The organism is Polyangium fumosum (assembly GCF_005144585.1).
Lineage (GTDB): Bacteria > Myxococcota_A > Polyangia > Polyangiales > Polyangiaceae > Polyangium > Polyangium fumosum.
The window spans coordinates 82,841-104,025 of sequence record NZ_SSMQ01000002.1 but is presented as its reverse complement, the minus strand read 5'-3'; the positions used below and the strand labels follow the sequence as shown (position 1 = coordinate 104,025).

The following is a 21,185-nucleotide window of genomic DNA, read 5'->3' as shown; positions in this document are numbered from 1 at the left end:
AGCGTGCCCAGCCGTGCGTCGGGCAGCAGGGTCGTACGAGTGAAACCCCGTGAAAACCGGTTCGGCGGTCGCGCTCCGCCGTTGACCCTAATCCCGCCCGGTGCCTAAGCTCCGCCAGGCCGACTTTTTCCGATCTCTACGATGATCGCTACGTACGCTGCCGCTCAGATCCTGCGTGTGCTCCCGCGCGAGCGCATTACCAAGGCCGTAGGCCGGCTCTGCGACCTCCCGATGCCCCAAGCGGTCACGTCCGCTGTGGTCGGGATCTACGCCCGCGCCTATCGCGTCGACATGGCCGAAGCCGTGACCCCCGACGGGGGTTTCTCGTGCTTCGACGCCTTCTTCACGCGCCCGTTACGCGACGGCGCGCGTCCTCTCTGCCCCGACGAGGGCGCCCTCGTCAGCCCCGCCGACGGGCGCATCGACTCGTTCGGGCCCGTCGAACGAGACGGCGTCTTCCGGGTGAAGGGCAAGGACTACTCCGCCATCGACCTCGTCGGCGACGCCGAGGACGCGCGCCGCTACGAGGGCGGCCAGTTCGCGATCGTCTACCTGAGCCCACGCGACTACCACCGCGTGCACGCTCCCGCGGGCGGCACGATCTCGCTCGTGCGCTCGTTCCCCGGCGAGTACTTCCCGGTGAACTCGGTCGGCGAGATGCACGTGCCGAAGCTCTTCTCGGTGAACCGCCGCGTCTCGATCTGCATCGACACGGAGGCGCACGGGCGCGTCACCGTGGTGATGGTCGCCGCGATGATCGTCGGTCGTATCACGGTGAGCGGGATCGAGGCGCGCGACGTTCCGTTCGGCGAGCACCGGCTCGAGCCGGGGTACGCCGTCAAGCGCGGGGACGAGATCGGCATGTTCCATCTCGGCTCGACCGCCGTCATCTTCGTCGAGCAGGGCAAGGCCCGTCCCTGGGGGATCCAGGGCGGCCCGATCCGGATGGGCGAGTCGCTGCACGGAGCAGACAGCCGATGAACGACACACCTCCCCGCGGGATTGAAGATTCCACGGCGACGCAAACCTCGAACGGGATCGACGGGCCCCCTCCCGGCGTCTCGGGCGTCGCCGGTGCCGCGGGGAGCGTGGACGGGGCCTCGCCGCGCCCCCTTCCGCCCCGCCCGGGTGGCAGTGTCCCGGCGCCGCCGCGCCCCTCGCGCGTGCCCGTGAGCGGCTCGTCTCCGCCGCCGCGCCCGAACACCAACGTCCCGCCGCCCCGCGCGTCGAATCCGCCCGCGGCGCCCGCCGTGTCCGCCGTGCCTCCCGCGCCTGCCGTTCCTCAGATCGAGACGCCCACGGAGGCGCCGGCCGCCGCCGCGGAGCCGGAGCGCGCGGCGCCTCCGCCGCTGCCGCGCCGTCGCTCGCGCCGCGCGGTGAAGATCGAGGACGACACGATGCCCGCGTCCGAGGGGCAATTCGCGCTGCCGGACGACACGGCGACGCCGGCGCCGGAGCCCGTGGCCGAAGCCGCGGCGCCCGAGCCGCTCCCTGCGCCGGGGGCGAGCGAAGCGGGCGTCATCCAGCCGATGCGGATCCTCTCGGTCGGCGACGATCTGCCGCCCGTCAAGGTGTATTCGGAGCCGCCGCCCGCGATGCCCGCGGCGGAGGCGACATCGAAGCCGCGGGGCTCGTGGGTCCCGCCGGCCAAGCTCCCCGGGGAGGAGCTCGTCGAGGAGGGCTGGACGCCGCGCCCGCCCGAGGTCGCGGCCATCACCGCGCAGTTCGCGTCCGAGCAGGCGCAGACCGTGGCGTTCGCGCCGCCGCCCGCCGCTCCGCCTCGCCCCGCGATGGATACGCCGGTCACGCCGATCGAGTCGCTCGAAGCGGCCCCGCGGAAAAGGCCGCACGAATCGGCGCCGGAGCTCGTGGTCGAGGTCGCCGAGGAAGAGGCAGACGACGACGTCGTCTCCGCCGTCGCCGAGGAGGCCAGGGCGGACGAGGTCGATGCGTTCGAGGAGATCGAGCCCGAGCGTGTCTCCGAGGCGAAGGGGTCTGTCGCTGCCGCCGACGCGCAGCAGGCGTCCGCGCCCAAGAAGCCGCCGCCTCCGCCGCCGCCGCCGAGGCGTCAAGCGGCGACGGTCCCCGACGTCGTGCCGGCCGCCGCGGCGACCTCGCTCCCGCCGCCGAAGGGCCCGCCCCCTCCGCCGGCCGCCGCGCAGGCGACCCCGCCGCCTGCGGCTTCGGCGCCTTCCAAGCCGGTCAGCCTGCCCGAGCCGAGCCGTCGCCGTCAGCGCCCGTGGTGGGAGGACCTCTTCGACGACGACATGATCCGCACGATGGATCGCACCGAGGCCAAGGTGATCCGTCGCGAGGCCGACTTCATCGAATCGTGCCTCGGCCTGGAGAAGGGCGCGACGATCCTCGACCTCGCTTGCGGCACGGGCCAGCACGCCGTGGAGCTCGCGAGCCGTGGGTATGGCGTCGTCGGCTACGACCTCTCGCTCAACATGCTCGCGCTCGCGGCCGACGAGGCGCAGGGCCGCGCCCAGAAGCTCAATTTCCTGCAGGGCGACATGCGGGAGATGGCGTTCGACCAGGTCTTCGACGGCCTGTATTGCTGGTCGACGAGCTTCGGGTATTTCGACGACGAGAAGAACCTCGACGTCCTCCGCCGCATGCACCGCGCCTTGCGCATCGGCGGTATCCTCGTCCTCGACATCATCAACCGTGATTACGTGGCCCCTCGCCAGCCGAGCCTCGTCTGGTTCGAGGGCGACGGCTGCGTGTGCATGGATGAGATGCAGGTCGACTTCTTCACGAGCCGCCTCAAGGTCAAGCGCACGGCCATGTTCGACGACGGCCGCGCGCGTGAAATCGAGTATTCGATCCGCCTCTACGCCTTGCACGAGATCGGCAAGATGATGCACGACGCCGATTTCAAGGTCGTCGAGGTCACGGGCCACCCCGCGCATCCGGGCGTCTTTTTCGGCTCGGAGTCGCCGCGGCTCGTCATCGTGGCCGAGCGCAAGTGAACCTCGAAGCGGCGCTCGGTCAGGCCCTGCCGAACCTCACGGTCTCGGCCTCGCCGGTCGATCGCATCGCCTATGCGCGTGACCTCTGGCCGCGCCACCACCTCGCCGTCTCCGAGGGCCGCATCGCCGACCACCGGCCCGGCGTGGTCGTCTGGCCAAACACCACGGAGGACGTCGCCTCCGTCGTCCGTTTCTGCGCCAAGGAGGGCATTCCGCTCGTCCCGTTCGGCGCGGGCTCGGGCGTGTGCGGCGGCGTTTTGCCGGACGAACGCACGGTCGTCCTCGATCTGAAGCGCCTCGATCGCGTCCGGCGGCTCGACGCCGAGGCGGGCGTGCTCGACGTCGAGGCTGGCGCGCTGGGGATCCGGCTGGAAGAGGATCTCAACGCGGCGGGCCATACGCTCGGCCATTTCCCCTCGTCGATCCTCTGCTCGACGGTCGGCGGCTGGGTCGCCGCCCGCAGCGCGGGGCAATGCTCCGGGCTTTACGGCAAGATCGAGGACATGGTCGCCTCGCTCGAATGTGTGGTCGGCGAAGGCGAGATCGTTCGCTTCGATCGCCGCCTCCACGGCCCCGACGCGACGCCGCTCCTCATTGGCAGCGAAGGCGTGCTCGGTGTGATCACCTCTGCGCGGCTCCGGCTGCACGCCGCCCCCGCGGCGCGCGCGTTCGGCGCGTTTTCGTTCCCCTCGGTCGAGGCCGGCTGGGAGGCGATGCGGCAGATGTTCCAGAGCGGGATCCGCCCCGCGGTCGCGCGCCTCTACGACGTGTTTGATTCGTTCATCGCCCGGCTCGGGTCGGTGCGCCGGCGCAAACACGCCGGGCCGAAAAAGACGCTCGAAGAGCGGGGCGAGGGCGCCGGGTTTGGCGCGGCCGTCCTGCGGCGGATCCTTCGCCGCCCCGGCGTGCTCAATCGGATCGTCGACGCGGCGCCGTCGGACTGGCTCGGCGGCGCCACGTTGATCCTCGTCTTCGAGGGGCAAGCCGCGCAGAGCGAGGCGGATTTTGCCCGGGCGAAGCAAATCGCGCTCGCGAGCGGCGCGCGTGACCTCGGCGAGGGTCCTGCGCGGCATTGGCTCTCGCATCGGTACAGCGTGAGTTATCGGCAATCGCCGGTCTTCATGGCCGGCGCCTTCAGCGACACGATGGAGGTCGCGGCCCCGTGGTCGCGCCTCGGCGAGCTTTACCGCGCGGTGCGCGAGGCGCTCGGCAAAAACGTGTTCGTCATGGCGCACCTCTCGCACGCCTATCCGGACGGCTGTAGCATCTATTTCACGTTCGCCGGCAGCGCGCCCACGCCCGCGGCGATGCAATCCGTCTACGATTGGACCTGGCGCACCGCGCTCGACGCGGCGATCGGCGCGGGCGGCACGCTCTCGCATCACCACGGCGTCGGGCGCAGCAAGGCGCCGCGCCTCGGGGCCGAGCTCGGCCGCGGCATTGACGTCGTCCACGCCCTGCGGCACGTCCTCGACCCGCGCGGCATCATGAACCCCGGCAACCTCCTGCCGCGGGATCCGCCCGAGCGCCGCCCCGTCCCGCCGCCGCCCCCGAGCCCCACGCTCGACCGCGCCTCGCTCCTCGTCCACGCGAGCGGCGAGGCCACGCTCGCCGATGTGGAGACGCTCCTCGCGCGGTCGGGGCTCACGCTCGGGCTCGGCAAAGGCGCGCCTGACCTCGCCGCGACGACCGTGGATGCATGGCTCTCGCGTGGCGCCCCCGGCGCGCCCGATCCGTGGCTCGATCCGGCCGATCACCTCGTCGCCGGCTTCACCGCGCGCCTGCGCTCCGGCACCGAATTCGAGGTGCGCCCCTCTCCGCGCCGCGCCGTCGGCCCCGACCTCTTCGCGCTCTTCTTTGGCATGAACGGCCGCGCCGGCGTGATCCGCTCGGCGCATTTGCGCGCGCACTCCCGCGATCCGCTCACCCGCCCGCGTCCGCTCGACGCGCGCCTCGAACGCAATCCGTCGCTCGGCCAGGCCGAGGCGGCCTGGATCGATCGAATGGCCGAGGCCGCCTCGCGCGTCGATTGACGGGGACGTCCCTCAATACGGGACGATCACGTGGTACACGAAATCGTATTCGACCTTCGGCGGCGGCACGTCCCGGAAGCCGAGGTACATCTCGCCGCTCGCTTGCACGTAGGCGCCCGTGCCGCCCGTGATGGCGAGCTCCGACTCCTCCGTATCGAAGAACGGCCCGGCGACCGTGATCTGGCCGTCGGCGAGGAACATCGTCCATTCGCACTCCCAGGACTTCCCGACCTCGGTGCGGATGCAATACCCCTGGTCCGTGGCGACCTGCTTCGCGTTCGCCTTGTCGAAGACCGGGTTCGCGAACGTGAGGATGTCGCCGACCGAATCCACCTTCTCCGCGTCGGTGTGCGTGACCGTCTCGTTTTCGACGTGCTCGACGAGCTCGATGATCTTCCGGACGTAGTCGGGCGCCGGCTGGCCGTTGCTCTCGTCGCCGCAGCCCACGAGCGTGGTCGACGCGGCCAGGCAAACCATCAAGAATGCTCTACGCATCGTGTTCCTCGCCTCGATCAGCCCGGCGGCCACGCGAGCAGCCGTCCTCCGAGCACGTGCACGTGCACGTGATGCACGGTCTGCCCCGCGTGCTGGCCGTGATTGATGACCACGCGGAACCCCGATTGCAAAAGCCCCGCATCCTCGGCGACGCGCCGCGCCGCGACGAGCAGCTTGCCGAGCACCAGCGCGTGCTCGGCGGACACGTCGCCGATCCCCGTGATGTGCTGCTTGGGAATCACGAGGACGTGGATCGGCGCCACGGGGTTGATGTCGTGGAACGCGACGAGGTCATCATCCTCGAGCACGATCTTCGCCGGGATCTCTTTCTTCGCGACCTTGCAGAAGATGCACATCTCGTCCTCCCCGGATGCACGAAGCGTGCGTTATCGCTCGGTCGCTCCCTCGGGTAAAGCAGAAAGACCGGAAGGCGCGCCGGACGCCGAGGTCTCGTCTCGTTCGTCCGGATCACCCGGTTCGTCGAGGTCGTCGGGTTCGTCCGCGGCGAGCGGGCCGCTCGACGTGAGCGCGGCGAGATCGGGCGCGAGCTTGCGCAGCGTGTCCTCGATGCGCGCGCGCACCGGATCGTCCTCGCCGAGCGGCGCGAACGCCTTCTCGTCGGGTGGCGTCGCGGGCGCGATCGAGCCCGCGCGGCATGCGAGGGCGTAACGCACGATCGCGAGCTCGAGATCGGAGAGCGTCGTCGTGCGGCGCAGGTTCAGCGAAGGGACGACGTACGTGAACGTCGCGCCGCCGTCGTCGCGTTCGTCGATCGCGACGATGTGCCCGCGGCGCGCGGGATCGCTCTGCGTGACCTCGGCGATGACGCTGCGGAGGAGCTTCGCGCGGCGGCGGACGCGGGCCGCCTCGGGGTCGGTGTAGAGCGCGAAGAAGCGGTTGCGCGAGTAGGTCCCCGGGACGAGCACGAGCGCGACGAGCAGCGCCTCGAGGTCGGGCCGCGTGATCATTCGAACTCGGCGGGGCGAGCCTCCGCGCCGCCCTGCTTCAAAAGCTCGGCCTGGCGATGCGTGCGCAGCGCGGCGATGAGTTCGTCGATGTCACCGTCCATGATGCGATCGAGCTTGTGCATCGTGAGGCCGATGCGGTGATCGGTGACGCGGTTCTGCGGATAGTTGTAGGTGCGGATCTTCTGCGATCGCTCGGCCGAGCCGACCATCGTGCGCCGCTCGGCAGAGAGCGCCTCTTCCTGCCGCTTGCGCTCGATGTCGAGCAGCCGGCTCTTCAGCACCTTGAGCGCCTTCGCCTTGTTCTTGAGCTGCGAGCGCTCGTCCTGGCACTTCACGATGATCCCCGTCGGGATGTGGCGGATCTGCACGGCGCTGTTCGTCGTGTTCACGCCCTGACCGCCGGGGCCGCCGGAGGCCGCGATCGAGATGTCGAGGTCCTTGTCGTCGATCTGCACGTCGACGTCGTCGGCCTCGGGGAGCACCGCGACCGTCGCGGTCGACGTGTGGATCCGGCCCTGCGCCTCGGTCGCGGGCACGCGCTGCACGCGGTGCACGCCGCCCTCGTACCGCAGGTTCGAATAGACGTCCTGGCCCGTGACGAGCGCGATCACCTCTTTGTACCCGCCGGCCGAGGCCTCGCTCACGCTGAGGATCTCGACCTTCCAGCGCTTCGTCTCGGCGTACCGGACGATCATGCGGAAGACGTCGGCCGCGAAGAGCGCCGCCTCCTCGCCGCCCTCGCCGCTGCGGATCTCGACGATCGTGTTCTTCGCGTCGTTCGGATCCTTCGGCAAGAGGAGCAATTCGAGCTCGTTCGCGATCGTCTCGCGCTCGGCTTCGAGCTCGGGCAGCTCCGCCCGCGCGAGCTCGCCGAGCTCGGGATCGCCGAGCACCTCGCGGTCCTCTGCGATGCGCCGCTCGACGTCGTTCAGGCGCGCGAACTGCGCCACGACGGGCTCGAGGTCCGTGCGCTCCTTGTTGAGCTTTTGCAGCTTCGCGTGATCGGCGAGCACCTCGGGCGAGCAGAGCAGGTGCTCGAGCTCCCGGAAGCGCCGCGCCACGGCTTCGAGCTTCACGATCGGCAACATGGGGTAGGTTCCGAACTCAGACGCGCGCGCCGACGTAGCCCGGGTCCGCGAGGAGTCGGCCGTAATCGGGGAAGACGCGGTCGGGCACCTCGGCCGGCGCGCCCTGGGCCGCGGCTTCGCGCCAGAGCGTCGCGCGGAGCGAGGCGAGCGCCACCTCGAGCTGCGCGGGCTCGGGCTCCGCGGTCGTGATCTTCTGGACGAGGAAGCCCGGCCAGAGCAGCACTTGCAGCGGGCCCACCGTGCAGAAGCGCGCGAAGAAGCGCTGCAGCTCGTAGGTGATGGCCGCGATGAACGGCAGGAAGGGCAGCTTCATGAAGAAGAAGCCCACGCTCTGCGCGAGCCGTCCGCCGGGGATCGTCGGGAGGAACGCGCCGATCGCCGAGAAGACGAGGATCGACACGAGCGCGACCATCACGAGGAACGTGGTGCCGCAACGCGCGTGGAGCGTGGTCTTCTTGGCCGCGTTCTCGACCGTCAGCTCCTCGTGGGCCTCGTAGGTCGAAATCGCCTTGTGTTCGGCGCCGTGGTACTGGAACACGCGGCGGATCTCGGCGACCTGCCGGATGAGCAGCATGTAGCCGACGACGATGAGGAGCTTCGCCGCGCCCGTGAGCGCCTGGAAGCCCGGCGAGCCGATGGGGAGGCCGAGGTCCAGGAGCTTGTTGATGCCCTCGGCGCCGGCCTGCGGTGCCGCGACGAACAGGCCCACGGCGAACAGGATCGAGATGAACCCGAACCCGCCCGCGCCCTTGCTCCCCGTGGACGGGGCCGCCTCTCCGCTCGAGGTGACGAGTGAGAGGATCGGGAGCGAGAGCGCCGTGAGGACGTTGCTCGCCGACGGCGGCGTCTTCTTCGACTTCGGCTTGTCGTCGTCGTCCAGGTCCTGCTCGTAGAGATCGGCCGACCAGCGCAAGGCTTGCGAGCCGAGCTTGAGGGACTCGACGACGGTGACGATGCCGCGTACGAGCGGCCAGGTGCGCGGGCCCTGGGCGAGCGTAGGCGCGGCCCTTTCACGGACCACGAGCTCACCCGAGCGCCTTCGGCACACGATGGAAAGCGAGCGAGGGGATCTCATCATGACCCCCTCGATCACGGCTTGCCCGCCGATGTACGGGCGCGCGACTTCCTGGCTCATCGGCAAGACTCTAGCGCGGGAAGTACCCGAGTGGGAGGCGCCCCCCCGCAGAGCGGGCGCCCCACGGGGGGAGAATGGCGGAACAGGAGATTCCGCGCGGGATCAGGTCGCCTTTTGCGTCTGCGCGTACTTCTTGCGGAAGCGGTCGACGCGACCGGCGACGTCCATGACCTTCGCCTTGCCCGTATAGAACGGGTGGCACGCGGAGCAGATGTCGGTCGTGAAGCTGCCGCGGGTCGAACGGGTAACGACGACCGAGCCGCAGGCGCAGTTGATCGTCGACATGACGTAGTTGGGATGAATGCCTTGCTTCATGGCGCCGGACCTTCCTCCGAGAAGGGCCGAGCCTCTTAGCACGCGTCTCCTGGAGATCGCAAGGGACGGTCGTCGAACCGGGCAGGTTCTTCCGGGGCGCCCCGACCCGGGCATGGATTTTTCCGGGTTCTGCCAGCGCTTCCGTTGACGCGCAGGGGGGTGTGGTTACTTTCGACGCCAAAGCGACCCGCGAAGCCGGAGCGACTCGAGAAACAGGAAGAATTTCAGAGGTTTCCGGCTCATCTACGTAGCGTTTTCCGGGCAGGCTCTCCCCGGCCGCTCTGCCTCGCACGCGCCGAATTCCGTGCGCGACCGTCTCGGAGGAAAAGGTTCCATGGGCAAGATCATTGGCATCGATCTCGGCACGACGAACAGCGTTGTCGCGGTGATGGAGGGCAAAGAGCCCAAGGTCATCGTCAACGAGGAGGGCTCACGGATCACTCCGTCGGTCGTCGCGTTCGACGACAAGGGCGAGGTGCTCGTCGGGCAGATCGCCAAGCGCCAGGCCGTCACGAACCCGCTGAACACGATCTACTCGGCGAAGCGCTTCGTGGGCCGCCGCTTCGAAGAGGTGACCGAAGAGGTCAAGCGCGTCCCGTACAAGGTCGTGAAGGGCAAGAACGGCGACGCCATCATCGAGATCCGCGGCAAGCAGAACTCGCCGCCGGAGGTCTCGGCGAAGGTCCTGCAGAAGCTGAAGAAGGCGGCGGAGGACTACCTCGGCGAGAAGGTGACCGAGGCGGTCATCACGGTCCCCGCGTACTTCAACGACTCGCAGCGCCAGGCGACGAAGGACGCGGGCCGCATCGCGGGCCTCGAGGTCAAGCGCATCGTCAACGAGCCGACCGCGGCCGCGCTCGCGTACGGCCTCGACAAGAAGAACGACGAGGTCATCGCGGTCTACGACTTCGGCGGCGGCACGTTCGACATCTCGATCCTCGAGGTCGGCGACAACGTCGTGCAGGTCATCTCGACGAACGGCGACACGCATCTCGGCGGCGACGACGTCGACCACCTCGTGATGGATTGGCTCATCGCCGAGTTCAAGAAGGACACGGGCATCGACGTCGCGGCCGACAAGATGGTCGTGCAGCGCCTGAAGGACGCGGCCGAGCAGGCGAAGATCGAGCTCTCGAACGTGCAGGAGACGACGATCAACCTGCCCTTCCTCACGGCCGACGCGTCGGGCCCGAAGCACCTGCAGAAGCAGCTCAGCCGCGCGAAGCTCGAGCAGATGATCCGGCCGCTCATCGAGCGGACGATGGAGCCCGTGCGCAAGGCGCTCTCGGACGCGAAGAAGACGCCGCAGCAGATCGACGAGGTCGTGCTCGTCGGCGGCTCGACCCGCATCCCGCTCGTGCAGGAGACGGTGAAGAAGTTCTTCGGCAAAGAGCCGCACAAGGGCGTCAACCCGGACGAGGTCGTGGCCGTCGGCGCCGCGGTGCAGGCGGGCGTGCTCTCCGGCGACGTGAAGGACCTCGTGCTGCTCGACGTCACGCCGCTCTCGCTCGGCGTCGAGACGCTCGGCGGCGTGATGACGCCGATGATCTCGCGCAACACGACGATCCCGACGCAGAAGAAGGAGACGTTCTCGACCGCGACCGACAGCCAGCCCTCCGTCGAGGTGCACGTGCTGCAAGGCGAGCGCACCGAGGCGCGGTACAACCGCACGCTCGGCCGCTTCCACCTGGAAGGCATCATGCCGGCGCCGCGCGGCGTGCCGAAGATCGAGGTGACGTTCGACATCGACGCGAACGGCATCCTGAGCGTGCACGCGAAGGACATGGCGACGGGCAAGGATCAGCGCATCACGATCACGGCCTCCGGTGGTCTCAAGGAGGACGAGATCCAGCGCATGGTCCGCGAGGCCTCCGAGCACGAGGCCGAGGACAAGCGTCGGCGCGAGGAGATCGAGCGGCGCAACAAGCTCGACAACCTCTGCTACCAGATCGAGAAGACCGTCGCCGAGAACAAGGACAAGCTGCCCGAGGGTGACGTGTCCGCGCTGAACGGCATCGTGGCCGAGGCGCGCCAGGCGATCGAGAAGCAGGACGACGCGGCCGTGCAGACCTCGCTCGAGAAGCTCGAGAAGGAGATGCACCGCATCGCGAGCGTGATGTACGAGAAGGCCGGTCCGCAGGCCGGCGCGCCCCCCGGCGCCGGCGGCGCGCCGCCCCCGCCCGCCGGTGGCAAGGGCAAGGACGGCGTCATCGACGCGGAGTTCGAAGAAGGCTCCTGATCCGTCGAAACGAGGACGCCCCGGCGAGAACACGCCGGGGCGTCTGGAAGAGCCCCGCGCCGCGTCCTGCGGCAGCGGGGTTTTTTCTTTTTGATCAGTCCGCGGGAGGGACTTCGCTCGGCGGATCCGGGATGACGATCGTGCCGTCCTCGGGCGGAGGATCCGGCTGCTTGGCCGTCGCCGTCGCGTTTGCCTTGGACGTGTTCACGGGGGACGTCGTTTTCTTCGTGGTCGCCCCCGTCTTGCCCGTGCCCTTCTTCGTGGTCGGCACCGGCGAGCCGAAGCTCGCCGTGGGCGAGGGGACGGCCACCACGACCGGCGGCTCGATGGGCTCGGGCGGAGGCGGCGCCGACGCGGCCGGGACAGGGCCAGGCGGCAACATGTTCGATCGGACCACGACGTACGCGATGCCACCCGCGGCCAGGACGAACGCCACGCCGACGAACGCGAGCACGCGCTTGCGGCGCGAGCCGTCGATCTCGGGCGGCGCCGAGATCCGATCGCCGCTGTCCACGCCGGGCGCCGTGATCGGCGCGGGATGCCGCGGGAGCTGCGCCTGCATGGGCTCCGGCGCCGGGGCCGAGGGCCGATGCGCGGGGGCATCGAGCAGACCTGCGGGCAGGACGGGCGCGCCGAGGTCGGACAGGAACGGGTTCGCGGCGAGCGACGGCTGCTGCGACTGCGGCGGCGCGCTCACGCGTTGCGCGGGCTGCGCGGCTTGGGGGGGCTGCGTGACGGGCGACGGCATCGGCGCGCGCACGCCGGAGGCGACCTTCGGCGCGGGCGCGGGCGTCGCCGTGGCGGACACGCGCGCGACGACGGGGGGCGGCGCCGTGGAGACGACGACCGGAGGCTCGTCGTCGAAATCGAACTCGAAGTCGTCGATGTCTTCGGAGACGGGGCCGCGTGTCGTGTGGTCGGCGAGGACCTCGACGTCGGCGGGATCGAGCAGCTCCGTCTTCGCGCGCTCGGCGCGCGGGGGTGGTTTTGCCGGGGACGCTGTCGCGCGTGGGGGCAACGCCGGCGCCTTTGTGCTCTTCGGCTTCGCGCTCGTGGGCGCGGGCGTGCCGGGCGCCGACGTGGGCGCGACGGGCGGCGGTCGGATCGACGCGGGCCGCGGCGGCAGCTCGCCGCGCATCGCTTCGGGCACGGAGGCGACGACGCGGGCGAGGGCCTCGGCGAGCTCACGCGCGCTCTGGAAGCGTTTGTTCGGGTCCTTGTCGCAGGCCTTCGCAAACCACGTGTCGAACTGGTGCGGGACGCCTCTCCAGACCTTCGAGGGGATGGGCGGCTCGGAGACCGAGATCTTGATGAGCAGATCGCCGACGCCTTCGCTGTCGAAGGGCAGCTCGCCGACGACGCACTGGTAGGCGATCACGCCGATCGCCCAGAGATCGGTGCGAGAATCGATCTCCGAGATGCCCTTGACCTGCTCGGGGCTCATGTAGTGCGGCGTGCCGATGAGCGTACCGACGTTGGTGCGCTGCATGGTGGCCTTCGCCGGGTCGGTCACCTTCGCGACGCCGAAGTCGAGCACCTTCACGACTTCGTCGTCCTCGTTGTTGCAGAGGAAGACGTTCTCGGGCTTGAGATCGCGGTGCACGATGCCCGCGGCGTGCGCGCGCGCGAGGGCGCGGCAGACCTGCGTGATGACCTTCGACGTCTCGCGCAGCGAGAGCCGGCCGCGCTTGTTGAGCCGCTCGAACAGGTCCTCGCCGTCGAGCAGCTCCATCACGATGAAGGGCTGTCCTTCGTCGATTCCGTGATCGAGGATCTGGACGACGTGGGCGCTGCGGAGCTGCGCGGCGGCGGTGGCTTCGCGCTTGAAGCGCTCGACCGCGTCTTCGCGCTTGGCGAGCTCGGGGTCGATGAGCTTGACCGCGACTTCGGTGTTGAGCGCGAGGTGATCCGCGATCCACACGGCCCCTTGCGAGCCCTGCCCGAGGGGTCGGACCAGCCGGTAGCGGGTGCTGAGGACGCGGCCTGCCTCGAGGCTCATCAGGAACCCACAGAGTACGTGGCGCCCGGGGCCAATGTCGAGAAGAGCGCGGCGTTCACCCCGCGGTCTCCTTCATGAGATCACGCCAGGCTTCGTAGGTGAGCTCGGGGTAGATGTAGTCTCCCTCGAAGTTCGTGTGATGGAGCATGCGACGCGCCACGTCGAAGATGAGCTGGCTCACGTCGTCACCGGGCCTCGCGGCGGCGAGCTTTTCGGCGTCTTCGCGGATCATCGCGTGGTGACGGAGGGCGACTTGCACCTCGGCGCCGAGGCCGCGGCGGTCGAGCTGCGGGAAGACGGCGCGCTCCTCGTACGCCATGTGCCGCTCCATCGGGCCCTTGAGGAAGGCGACGAGGCTCTGGCGCTCCGCGGAGGACGCTTCGCGCGACTCCTGGGAGACCTTCATCAGCTTGCTCGCCATCTCGCGCGCGCGGTCCTCTTCCTCGAAGAGGGTCGCGAGCATGCGGTCGTATTCCATGTCGACTCCCTGGACTAAATCAATTTGCCGCGAGGGTCGAGAGGCGATTCAGAAAGGAGTCGCGTTCTAGTCCTCGGCCTCACGGGCCGCGTTTTTCTTCTTTTCCTCGGCCTCGGCGCGGGAGCGGGCGATCGCGGCCAGGCGGCTCGTGACGCCGTGCGCGACCATCGTGAGGACTTGTTTTTCGAGGGCCTTCGGGTCGTTCGGGTCGCCGCCGAAGGAGATCCGGCTCTTGGCGCTGGCGCCGCCCTCGACGCGGCCGATGACGGTGCAGCGGATGCGCAGGACGTCGCCTTTCTTCTCGACGACGTACTCGGTGATCTTGGCGCGGAGCGCGACCTTGCCGGCTTTGCCGAAATCGGCCTTGCGGCTGGCCTCTTTGAGGAGGTTGCGCAGGGTGCGGGCGATCCGGTCGCCCTCTTTTCCTTCCGGGGCGTCGACGCGGGTCCACTCGACGGTGGCCTTGCCACGCGCGAACGCGCTCGAAGCGGGCGCGAGCGAGGCGGTCAAGGCGAGCGCGAGGGCAGCGATCAAACGAGAGACGCGGCGCATGCGCGGGAGGGTAGAGGCGCGCTTCGGGGTGGGCCAAGAACCGGACCGAGGGACTCGCTCCCTCTGAGCGACCGCGCTATGCATCGATGTACCCATGGAAAGGTCTTCGATCGCGCAGGCCATCGGCGAGGGAACACGACGTCTGCGCGCCGGGGCGTCGTGGAAGAGGGGCATCGCGTGGGTGATCACGCTCGGGCTCGTCTCGGGCACGGCGCTCGCGCAATCGCCCGGGAAAAAGGCCGAACCCGCGGCAGCAAAGAAGCCCGCCGCAGGCGTCCAAGACAAGGACAAGCGCGTCCAGGACAAGGACAAGGGCGTCCAAGACAAAGCTTCGAGCGCGAAGCCGTCCGCGCCCAAGGCGCCCACGCGATGGACGGCGGCGCAGCCGGATCCGATGGTGGATTTCGCGATCCAGCGCGCCACGGCGGGCGGGCCGGACGCGCTCGCGGGGCTGCTCGTGGCGACGACGCTCGACGAGCGCGCGACGCTCGGGAAGGTGCGCGGGGGGCTGCGCGCGGTGGCCGCGACGAAGTCGCCGGTCTCCGGGGATGCGCGGGCGCTCGCGGCGTGGTTGACGCCGGGCCCGGCGGGAGCTCCGTGGGCCGGATCGAAGTCGATCACGTACGACTTCGCGCCCGACACGGGCGGGCTCGTGCGGTCGATGGCGATCCTCGGTCCGTTCCAGGACAAGGGCGAAGGCATCCGCGACAAGGAAGGGCCGGAGGCGCCGGGGCAGAAGTTCAATGACACGTCGGCGCGGTATTCGTGGGGCGTGTACGACGTCGCGTGGCGGCGCATCCTGCCGCAGTCGTCGACGTGGCGGGGTGTCCCGCTCGACCTCTACGTGCATCCGCGCGCGGAGAGCTGCACGTATCTCGCGTCGAAGGTCGTCTTCCCGAACCCGCCCGCGGGCCAGGCGCAGAAGCCCGTGCTCGTGCACGTGGCGTCGACGGGCAAGGTGCGGCTGCTCTGGGACGGCGCCGATGTCGTGATGAGCGAGGAGGTGCATCCGCGCCTCGTGCTCGATCGGCTCGCGGCGCGGATCGAGCCTGCGCCGGGGCCGCACCTCGTCGCGGTGAAGGTCTGCTCGGGCGCGACCACGGACGAGGGGCGCGTGCGCTTGCGGTTCACGGATGAAGCGGGCGCGCCGATCACGGTGTCGTCGTCGTCGGACCTCACGAGCGTGGTGTTGCCCGCGGCCGCGGAGAAGAAGCCGGGGAAAACCGGGAAAGCGGATCCGGCGAAGGAGGCGCGTGTCGCTGCCGAGATCAAGCCGCCGAAGGGTGTCACGCGTGTCAAAACGCAGCTCGAAGTGGGGCTCGACGTGGGCGCGAATCCGAGCCCGGATGCGGCGCTGCGGGCGGCGATCCTGCGGACGCTCGGGGGCGCGGAGGACACGCGTTCACCGCGCGCGCCGGGGCTGCTCGAAGCGGCGCTCCGCGCGAAGGAGACGCCGCCCGACGTGCTCGCGCTCGCGGGGTACGTCTCGCCGTTCGGCGCGGAGCGGAGCGAGCGGCTGAACCTCGCGTTCGAACGCGGCAAGGCCACGAGCGACGAGGCGACGGCGGCGTTCGCGCAGCGGCGGCTCTTCGAATCGTCGCTCGCGGCGCGTTACCCCGACTGGGCGATCGCGCGTGTCCGCGAGGCCCCGCTCTCCACGGCGACGGACCTCGAAGCGCGGCTGCTCAAGATCGCGGGCCGCTCGCAGATGGGCGCGCAGGGCGCGTACCGGGCGCATCGCGACGAGCTCCTGGCGATGACGGGCGAGGATCGCGGGCGCGCGCCGACGGCCGTATGGGCCGAGCTCTCCTCGGTGACGCGGGCCGATCCGCAGACGGCGCTGATCGCGGCGCGCAAGCTCGTGGAGCAGCGCGCGGGCGCGCGGGACAGCCGTTACGTGTCGGCGTTCCGGGTGCAGGGCGGCGCGGAGCTCGAGCGCGCCGCGGCCGAGAGCCTCGCGCACCAGCGATCGGCCGACGAGCTCGTCGCGATCGGCGGGCAGCTCCTCGAAGCGGGCAGGAACGCCTGGGCGCGCGAAGTGTATTACGTGGCGACCCTCGTCTCGCCGAACAAGGCGTCGGCGTTCGACGGGCTCGCGGCCGCGCGGACCGCGGTGCTGGCGGACGAGGCGCGGCAGGGCAAACCGCCGTCGGAGCCGGCCGAGCGCGTGACCGAGGCGCTCGCCCGCGCGCTCGCGCTCGAACCGACGGACCAGCAGCGCAAGGCGGAGATCGCGCTCCGCACGCGCACGCCGCAGGGCAAGACGACGATGCCCGACGAGCAGGCGATCGTGCAGCCGAGCGTCTTCCTCGCGCGGGCCAAGGCGAACCCCGCGAAGCAGGGCGAGGTCTTCGATCGGCAGCTCCACTGGACGCGCGTCGTGACGTACCACGCGGATCGGCGCGTCTCGCAGCTCATGCATTACGCGCGCGAGATCGTCGTCGAGCCGCGCACGGAGATGGACCTCTACGAGCCGGACATCCCGGCCGAGGGCGATCGCACGGAGCTGCTCTTCGCGCGCGTGCACCGCAAGGACGGCTCGATCGCGCTGCCCGAGGAGCAAGGCGGCGGCGGGCGCGGCGCGTACGTGCGCTGGCCGAAGCTCTCGTCGGGCGACGTCGTCGAGATCGCGGTGCGCTCGTGGACGCGAGATCCCGTGGGCCGGCGCGGCGATGCGCCGTTCTACTTCATCGACTACGTCGGCTCGATGGACACGCGGCCGATCCTCTTCAACGAGGTCGTCGTCGACTCGCCCGCCGCCTCGCCGCTCGCCGTCGACGTGATCAACGGCAAGGCCGATCGGGCGGAGACGAAGACCGTCGGCGACCGCGTGATCAAGCGCTTCGTATGGGACAACCCGACGAACGTGCGTGACGAGCCGCTCGCGCCGCCGATCGCGGAGACGGTGCCCGTCGTCGTGGGCTCGACGTTCGCGGGCTGGGGCGATTTCCGCACCTGGTACAAGAGCGCGATCGAGGGTTTTTCTACGCCCGACGAGCGCATCAAGGAGCTCGCCGCCGAGCTCACGAAGGGCAAGAAGACACGCGACGAGAAGATCCGCGCGGTCTTCGACTACGTCGCCGACTCGATCCGCTACGTGAACTACGTCTCGGGCGAGGCGTGGCTGCCGAACCGCCCGCAGATCTCGCTCGCGCGCAAGCAAGGCGACTGCGACGACAAGGCGATGCTGCTCATCACGCTGCTGAAGGCCATCGGCATCGAGGCGACCGAGGTGCTCGTGCAGACGCGGTACACGGGGCAGTCGATGCTCCTCCGCAGCGAGAAGGTCGCGGTGCCGATGTTCGATCACGGCATCGCGTACCTGCCCGCGAAGGACGGCGCGCCCGCGATGTGGCTCGACGCGACGAGCCCGCAGAGCCGCCTCGGCCCGCTGCCGGCGATGGATGCGCGCACGCTCGCGTTCTTCATCGACGACGGCCCCGCGAAGATGATCGAGACGCCCGCGAGCTCGCCCGACGATCACGGCATCGACGCCGAGTGGCGCATCGAGCTCGACACGCAGGGCCGCGGCAAGCTCACGGCGAACGAGCGGCACGTCGGCGACGCGGCCTTCGAGCTGCGCACGAACCTCGTCGAGCCCGACGCGCGCAAGCAATGGGCCGAGACGTACCTCACGGGCAAGTGGGTGCCCGGCGTGGAGCTCAAGGGCGAGGTCGGCTTCGACGGCGCGCTGCCGGGCGGCGCGGCGAAGCTCTCGTACGAGGCGACGAGCCAGGGCATCGCGCGGCGGGAAGGAAACGAGCTCGTGGTGCCGGTGAGCGATACGGCGACGCTCACGTCGCAGCTCGCGCCGCTCTCGTCGCGCACGCTCCCGGTCGTGCTCCCGCCCTTCCTCGCGCCGCGGCACGAGACGCGCGCGATCACGATCGTGCCGCCCGAGGGGTACGTCTTCGCGGAGCTGCCGCCGGGCGGGGAAGAGGCGGGCGGCGAGTTCGGGCGCGCGAAGATCGAGTTCTCGCCGGGCGAGGGCGGCGCGGTCGTCGTGAAGCGCACCCTCGTGTTCGATCTGTCGACGATCTCGGTCGACAAGTACACGAAATGGCGCGCGTGGCTGCAGCGCGTCGACGGCCTGATGCACCGGGTCGTGCGGCTCGTGCCCGGGGACCCGAGCAAGACGGCACCCCAAAAGACGGCGGAGAAGCCCTCGCGTTGAGCGCTTCGTTTTGAGCCCCAACGACCGGCGCGCGCTGTCCGTAAAGACTTCACAAGATCGTCACCAAAACGTAGAGATATCCATGGAGGTCGGGTGTCCCCCGCCTCGCGAGGAGGTCTCATGCGTTGTCCTTCGCTTGCCGCGCCTTCCTTTCGTGCCCTTCTCTGCGTCCTCGTTCAGGTGCCGCTCGTCGCCGCGTGCAGCGGCCCCGACGAGGAGCCGCCCGGGGCCACCGACTGCTCGGCCCTGAAGTTCGAGGTCGGCGATCCGAACGGGCACAAGGACCCGTTCGGGGCCAAGGCGGCGGGGCAGGCGCGCGCCGGCAAGGTCGCCGACCTCGCGGGCATCGCGCAGCCGGGGCATGGCCGGCAGCGGATCGAGCCGGGGGATTTCGTCCTCGCGAACGACAAGATCGTCGTGTTCATCGAGGACAAGGACTTCTCCGACGGGTATGCGCGCTTCGGCGGCGAGATCCTCTCGATCGACAAGGCGAACGCCGAGGGCAAGCCGACGGGCGTTTCGATGTACACCGAGACGTTGACCGGGATCTCGGTCGAGATGATCGATCCGACGAGCGTCACGGTGCTGAAGGACGGCTCGGACGGCGGCGAGGCCGTCGTGCGGGTCGCGGGCAAGCTCTCGAAGATCCCGTTCATGCAGGGGCCGCTCTCGTATCTGTTCCCGCGGACGTACGAGCTCGAAGCCGTCTACGATTACGTGCTCCGGCCGGGGGAGGAGCGCGTCACGATGCGCATGGGCCTCGTCAATGCGACGAACGAGCCGCTCGACCTCGGCGTGGAGCGCCCCGATCCGGACGAGCTGCTCGGCTTCTTCCATAACAGCAACACGCAGCTCGTGACCTCGGAGTTCGGGTTCGCGGAGCCGAAGGGGCGCGTCGCGTGGGCGGGCTTCGACGGCGGCGATTTCGGATTCGCGTTCCGCATTCCGGACCACGAGCTCGCGTATGGCCTGACGGTCAGCGGCTTCTCGCTCTTTTATGGTCCCGGCTTCGTCGTCGACGCTTGCTCGGCGAACTCGGTCGATCGGGCGGACATCATCGCGGGCGGCCCCGATTACGACGGCCTCGGCGAGGCGGTGCGACGCGTGACCGGCGAGGCGCCTTGGCGCGAGATCAAGGGGAAGGTCGAGGACGCGCAGGGCAACGGAATCGCTTCGGCGTGGCTGCACGTGGTGGGCGCGGACGGCGCCTATTTGAGCCGCACGCGGACGGACGCGGAGGGCGCGTTCGTGGTGCACGCGCCGCCGGGCGCGTCCGTGACGCTCGTGCCGCAGAAGCAGGGATACGCGCCGCACATGGGCTTCGGGGTCGGCGCGAACGAGGGGACGGCGACGATCCCGCTCGATCCGAACGGCACGATTCACGTCGTCGCGAAGGACACGGCGACGGGCGCGGGGCTGCCGGTGCGCGTGCAGGTCGTGCCGAAGGACGCGCTCATCGCGACGCCCGAGGCGTTCGGCGTGCCCGACGAGGTGAACGGGCGATTGCACCAGGTCTTCGCGATGGACGGGAATGCGACCGTGTCGGTGCCGCCGGGCGAGCATACGGTGATCGTGTCGCGCGGCTACGAATGGGAGCTGCTCTCGACGGACGTGACGGTCGCGGCGGGCCAGACGCTGGAGGTCCCGGCGAACCTCGCGCATTCGGTGGACTCGACGGGCGTGATGTGCGCCGATTTCCACATTCATTCGCAGTTCTCGGCGGACTCGAGCGACCGGATCGAGCAGAAGCTGCGGAGCGCGATCGCGGACGGGCTCGACATCCCGGTGTCGAGCGAGCACGAGTGGGTCGTCGATTTCCAGCCCTTGGTCCAGGAGATGGGCCTTTCGCCATGGGCGTTCGGGATGGCGTCGGAGGAGCTGACGACGTTCACGTGGGGTCATTTCGGCGTGCTGCCGATGACGCCGGACCTGACGAAGGCGAACAACGGCGCGGTCGACTGGATCGGCAAGGACCCGAAGGACGTCTTCGCGCTCGTGCGCGCGCTCCCGGACAACCCCGTGCTCATCGTGAACCACCCGAGCGGCGGCGGGTTCGGCGCCTATTTCAGCGCGGCGGGGCTCGACCGGAAGACGGGCAAGGGCCGGGACGGGTTCTGGAGCGACGATTTCGACGCGATCGAGGTCTTCAACGACTCCGATTTCGAGGCGAACCGGAAGGACTCGATCGCCGATTGGTTCGCGCTCCTGGAAGCGGGGATGACGGTGTGGGCCGTGGGCAGCTCCGACAGCCACTATCTGCGGACGAGCCCGGTGGGGTACCCGCGGACGTGTTTGCCCTTCGGGCACGACGATCCGACGAAGCTGACGAAGCTCCTCGTGCGTGACGCGGTCGGCAGTGGCGCGGCGACGATCAGCGGCGGCCTCTTCATGACGGCGACGGGCCCGAATGGGGAGGCGCCCGGGCAGATGGTGAAGACCGGCGCGGGCGGGATGGCGACGTTCACGCTCACGATCGAGTCGGCGAGCTGGGTGGACGCGAGCACGCTGGAGACGATCGTGAATGGGGCGACGGTGTCGACGGAGCCGCTCGTGCCGGTGGATGGCTGGGCTGGCCCGTCGAAGAAATTCGTCAATCAGGTCACGGTGACGCTGGACCCGTCGCGTCCGAGGAACTGGGTGCTGTTCCACGCGAAGGGCGGCGGAGACCTCGCGCCGTTGCACCCTGGGCGAAGGCCGTTCGCGGCTTCGAATCCGTTTTTCCTGACGCCCTGAA

At 69.7% G+C, this 21,185-nt stretch carries 15 protein-coding genes; 6 read left to right on the top strand and 9 right to left on the bottom strand.

Annotation, left to right across the window (positions count from 1 at the left end; all coding sequences use genetic code 11):
• Positions 1 to 141 precede the first annotated feature (141 nt).
• From asd to E8A74_RS02410, 3 genes are read left to right on the top strand one after another with little or no spacing between them, the layout of a single operon-like run.
• Complete coding sequence (gene asd, locus E8A74_RS02420; RefSeq protein ID WP_136927262.1) at positions 142 to 981, top strand: archaetidylserine decarboxylase; 840 nt, start codon at positions 142 to 144, stop codon at positions 979 to 981.
• Positions 978 to 2,975, top strand: coding sequence for a class I SAM-dependent methyltransferase (locus tag E8A74_RS02415; RefSeq protein ID WP_232379334.1), 1,998 nt, complete (start codon positions 978 to 980; stop codon positions 2,973 to 2,975). The genes asd and E8A74_RS02415 overlap by 4 nt, the downstream gene beginning before the upstream one ends.
• Entirely contained in the window at positions 2,972 to 5,008 is a 2,037-nt protein-coding gene (locus E8A74_RS02410; RefSeq protein WP_136927261.1) for an FAD-binding oxidoreductase, read from the top strand. Before E8A74_RS02415 ends, E8A74_RS02410 begins: the two co-directional genes overlap by 4 nt.
• A 12-nt stretch (positions 5,009 to 5,020) precedes the next feature.
• On the opposite strand, the gene E8A74_RS02405 is transcribed toward E8A74_RS02410, so the two are convergent.
• The 6 genes from E8A74_RS02405 to rpmE all read right to left on the bottom strand — a co-directional run bounded on the left by E8A74_RS02405 (position 5,021) and on the right by rpmE (position 9,009).
• Complete coding sequence (locus E8A74_RS02405; RefSeq protein WP_136927260.1) at positions 5,021 to 5,503, bottom strand: dirigent protein; 483 nt, start codon at positions 5,501 to 5,503, stop codon at positions 5,021 to 5,023.
• Positions 5,504 to 5,520: 17 nt separating this feature from the next.
• On the bottom strand, positions 5,521 to 5,859 hold the full coding sequence (locus E8A74_RS02400; protein ID WP_136927259.1) for a histidine triad nucleotide-binding protein: 339 nt from the start codon (positions 5,857 to 5,859) through the stop codon (positions 5,521 to 5,523).
• A 30-nt stretch (positions 5,860 to 5,889) separates the two neighbouring features.
• Positions 5,890 to 6,471, bottom strand: coding sequence for a hypothetical protein (locus E8A74_RS02395; protein ID WP_136927258.1), 582 nt, complete (start codon positions 6,469 to 6,471; stop codon positions 5,890 to 5,892).
• Positions 6,468 to 7,559: a peptide chain release factor 1 gene (gene prfA, locus E8A74_RS02390; RefSeq protein WP_136927257.1), complete on the bottom strand. Its 1,092-nt coding sequence runs from the start codon at positions 7,557 to 7,559 to the stop codon at positions 6,468 to 6,470. Before prfA ends, E8A74_RS02395 begins: the two co-directional genes overlap by 4 nt.
• A 16-nt stretch (positions 7,560 to 7,575) precedes the next feature.
• Positions 7,576 to 8,694: a DUF1385 domain-containing protein gene (locus tag E8A74_RS02385; RefSeq protein WP_136927256.1), complete on the bottom strand. Its 1,119-nt coding sequence runs from the start codon at positions 8,692 to 8,694 to the stop codon at positions 7,576 to 7,578.
• A gap of 102 nt (positions 8,695 to 8,796) precedes the next feature.
• A complete protein-coding gene (gene rpmE, locus E8A74_RS02380) occupies positions 8,797 to 9,009 on the bottom strand; it encodes a 50S ribosomal protein L31 (RefSeq protein ID WP_136927255.1) in 213 nt (70 codons plus the stop codon).
• 334 nt (positions 9,010 to 9,343) lie between these two features.
• Here rpmE and dnaK point away from each other — a divergent pair, with 334 nt between their 5' ends.
• Complete coding sequence (gene dnaK / locus E8A74_RS02375) at positions 9,344 to 11,248, top strand: molecular chaperone DnaK (RefSeq protein ID WP_136927254.1); 1,905 nt, start codon at positions 9,344 to 9,346, stop codon at positions 11,246 to 11,248.
• A 94-nt stretch (positions 11,249 to 11,342) separates the two neighbouring features.
• On the opposite strand, the gene E8A74_RS02370 is transcribed toward dnaK, so the two are convergent.
• The 3 genes from E8A74_RS02370 to E8A74_RS02360 form a co-directional block, all read right to left on the bottom strand.
• The gene (locus E8A74_RS02370; protein ID WP_136927253.1) at positions 11,343 to 13,247 is read right to left on the bottom strand and encodes a serine/threonine-protein kinase; all 1,905 of its coding nucleotides are present in this window, start codon (positions 13,245 to 13,247) and stop codon (positions 11,343 to 11,345) included.
• A 55-nt stretch (positions 13,248 to 13,302) separates the two neighbouring features.
• A complete protein-coding gene (locus E8A74_RS02365; protein ID WP_136927252.1) occupies positions 13,303 to 13,725 on the bottom strand; it encodes a hemerythrin domain-containing protein in 423 nt (140 codons plus the stop codon).
• A gap of 66 nt (positions 13,726 to 13,791) precedes the next feature.
• Entirely contained in the window at positions 13,792 to 14,277 is a 486-nt protein-coding gene (locus tag E8A74_RS02360) for a hypothetical protein (protein WP_136927251.1), read from the bottom strand.
• A 94-nt stretch (positions 14,278 to 14,371) separates the two neighbouring features.
• Here E8A74_RS02360 and E8A74_RS02355 point away from each other — a divergent pair, with 94 nt between their 5' ends.
• Positions 14,372 to 18,451 (top strand): transglutaminase domain-containing protein, encoded by a 4,080-nt coding sequence (locus E8A74_RS02355; protein ID WP_136927250.1) that lies wholly within the window; start codon positions 14,372 to 14,374, stop codon positions 18,449 to 18,451.
• Positions 18,452 to 18,571: 120 nt separating this feature from the next.
• Positions 18,572 to 21,184: a CehA/McbA family metallohydrolase gene (locus E8A74_RS02350; protein WP_136927249.1), complete on the top strand. Its 2,613-nt coding sequence runs from the start codon at positions 18,572 to 18,574 to the stop codon at positions 21,182 to 21,184.
• Position 21,185 lies beyond the last annotated feature (1 nt).

Coding starts and splice junctions, on each gene's coding strand:
- E8A74_RS02350 (WP_136927249.1), top strand. CDS start 18,572: ATGCGTTGTCCTTCGCTTGCCGCGCCTTCCTTTCGTGCCCTTCTCTGC.
- prfA (WP_136927257.1), bottom strand. CDS start 7,559: ATGTTGCCGATCGTGAAGCTCGAAGCCGTGGCGCGGCGCTTCCGGGAG.
- E8A74_RS02395 (WP_136927258.1), bottom strand. CDS start 6,471: ATGATCACGCGGCCCGACCTCGAGGCGCTGCTCGTCGCGCTCGTGCTC.
- E8A74_RS02415 (WP_232379334.1), top strand. CDS start 978: ATGAACGACACACCTCCCCGCGGGATTGAAGATTCCACGGCGACGCAA.
- rpmE (WP_136927255.1), bottom strand. CDS start 9,009: ATGAAGCAAGGCATTCATCCCAACTACGTCATGTCGACGATCAACTGC.
- E8A74_RS02355 (WP_136927250.1), top strand. CDS start 14,372: ATGGAAAGGTCTTCGATCGCGCAGGCCATCGGCGAGGGAACACGACGT.
- E8A74_RS02365 (WP_136927252.1), bottom strand. CDS start 13,725: ATGGAATACGACCGCATGCTCGCGACCCTCTTCGAGGAAGAGGACCGC.
- dnaK (WP_136927254.1), top strand. CDS start 9,344: ATGGGCAAGATCATTGGCATCGATCTCGGCACGACGAACAGCGTTGTC.
- E8A74_RS02400 (WP_136927259.1), bottom strand. CDS start 5,859: ATGTGCATCTTCTGCAAGGTCGCGAAGAAAGAGATCCCGGCGAAGATC.
- E8A74_RS02405 (WP_136927260.1), bottom strand. CDS start 5,503: ATGCGTAGAGCATTCTTGATGGTTTGCCTGGCCGCGTCGACCACGCTC.
- E8A74_RS02360 (WP_136927251.1), bottom strand. CDS start 14,277: ATGCGCCGCGTCTCTCGTTTGATCGCTGCCCTCGCGCTCGCCTTGACC.
- E8A74_RS02385 (WP_136927256.1), bottom strand. CDS start 8,694: ATGAGCCAGGAAGTCGCGCGCCCGTACATCGGCGGGCAAGCCGTGATC.
- E8A74_RS02370 (WP_136927253.1), bottom strand. CDS start 13,247: ATGAGCCTCGAGGCAGGCCGCGTCCTCAGCACCCGCTACCGGCTGGTC.
- asd (WP_136927262.1), top strand. CDS start 142: ATGATCGCTACGTACGCTGCCGCTCAGATCCTGCGTGTGCTCCCGCGC.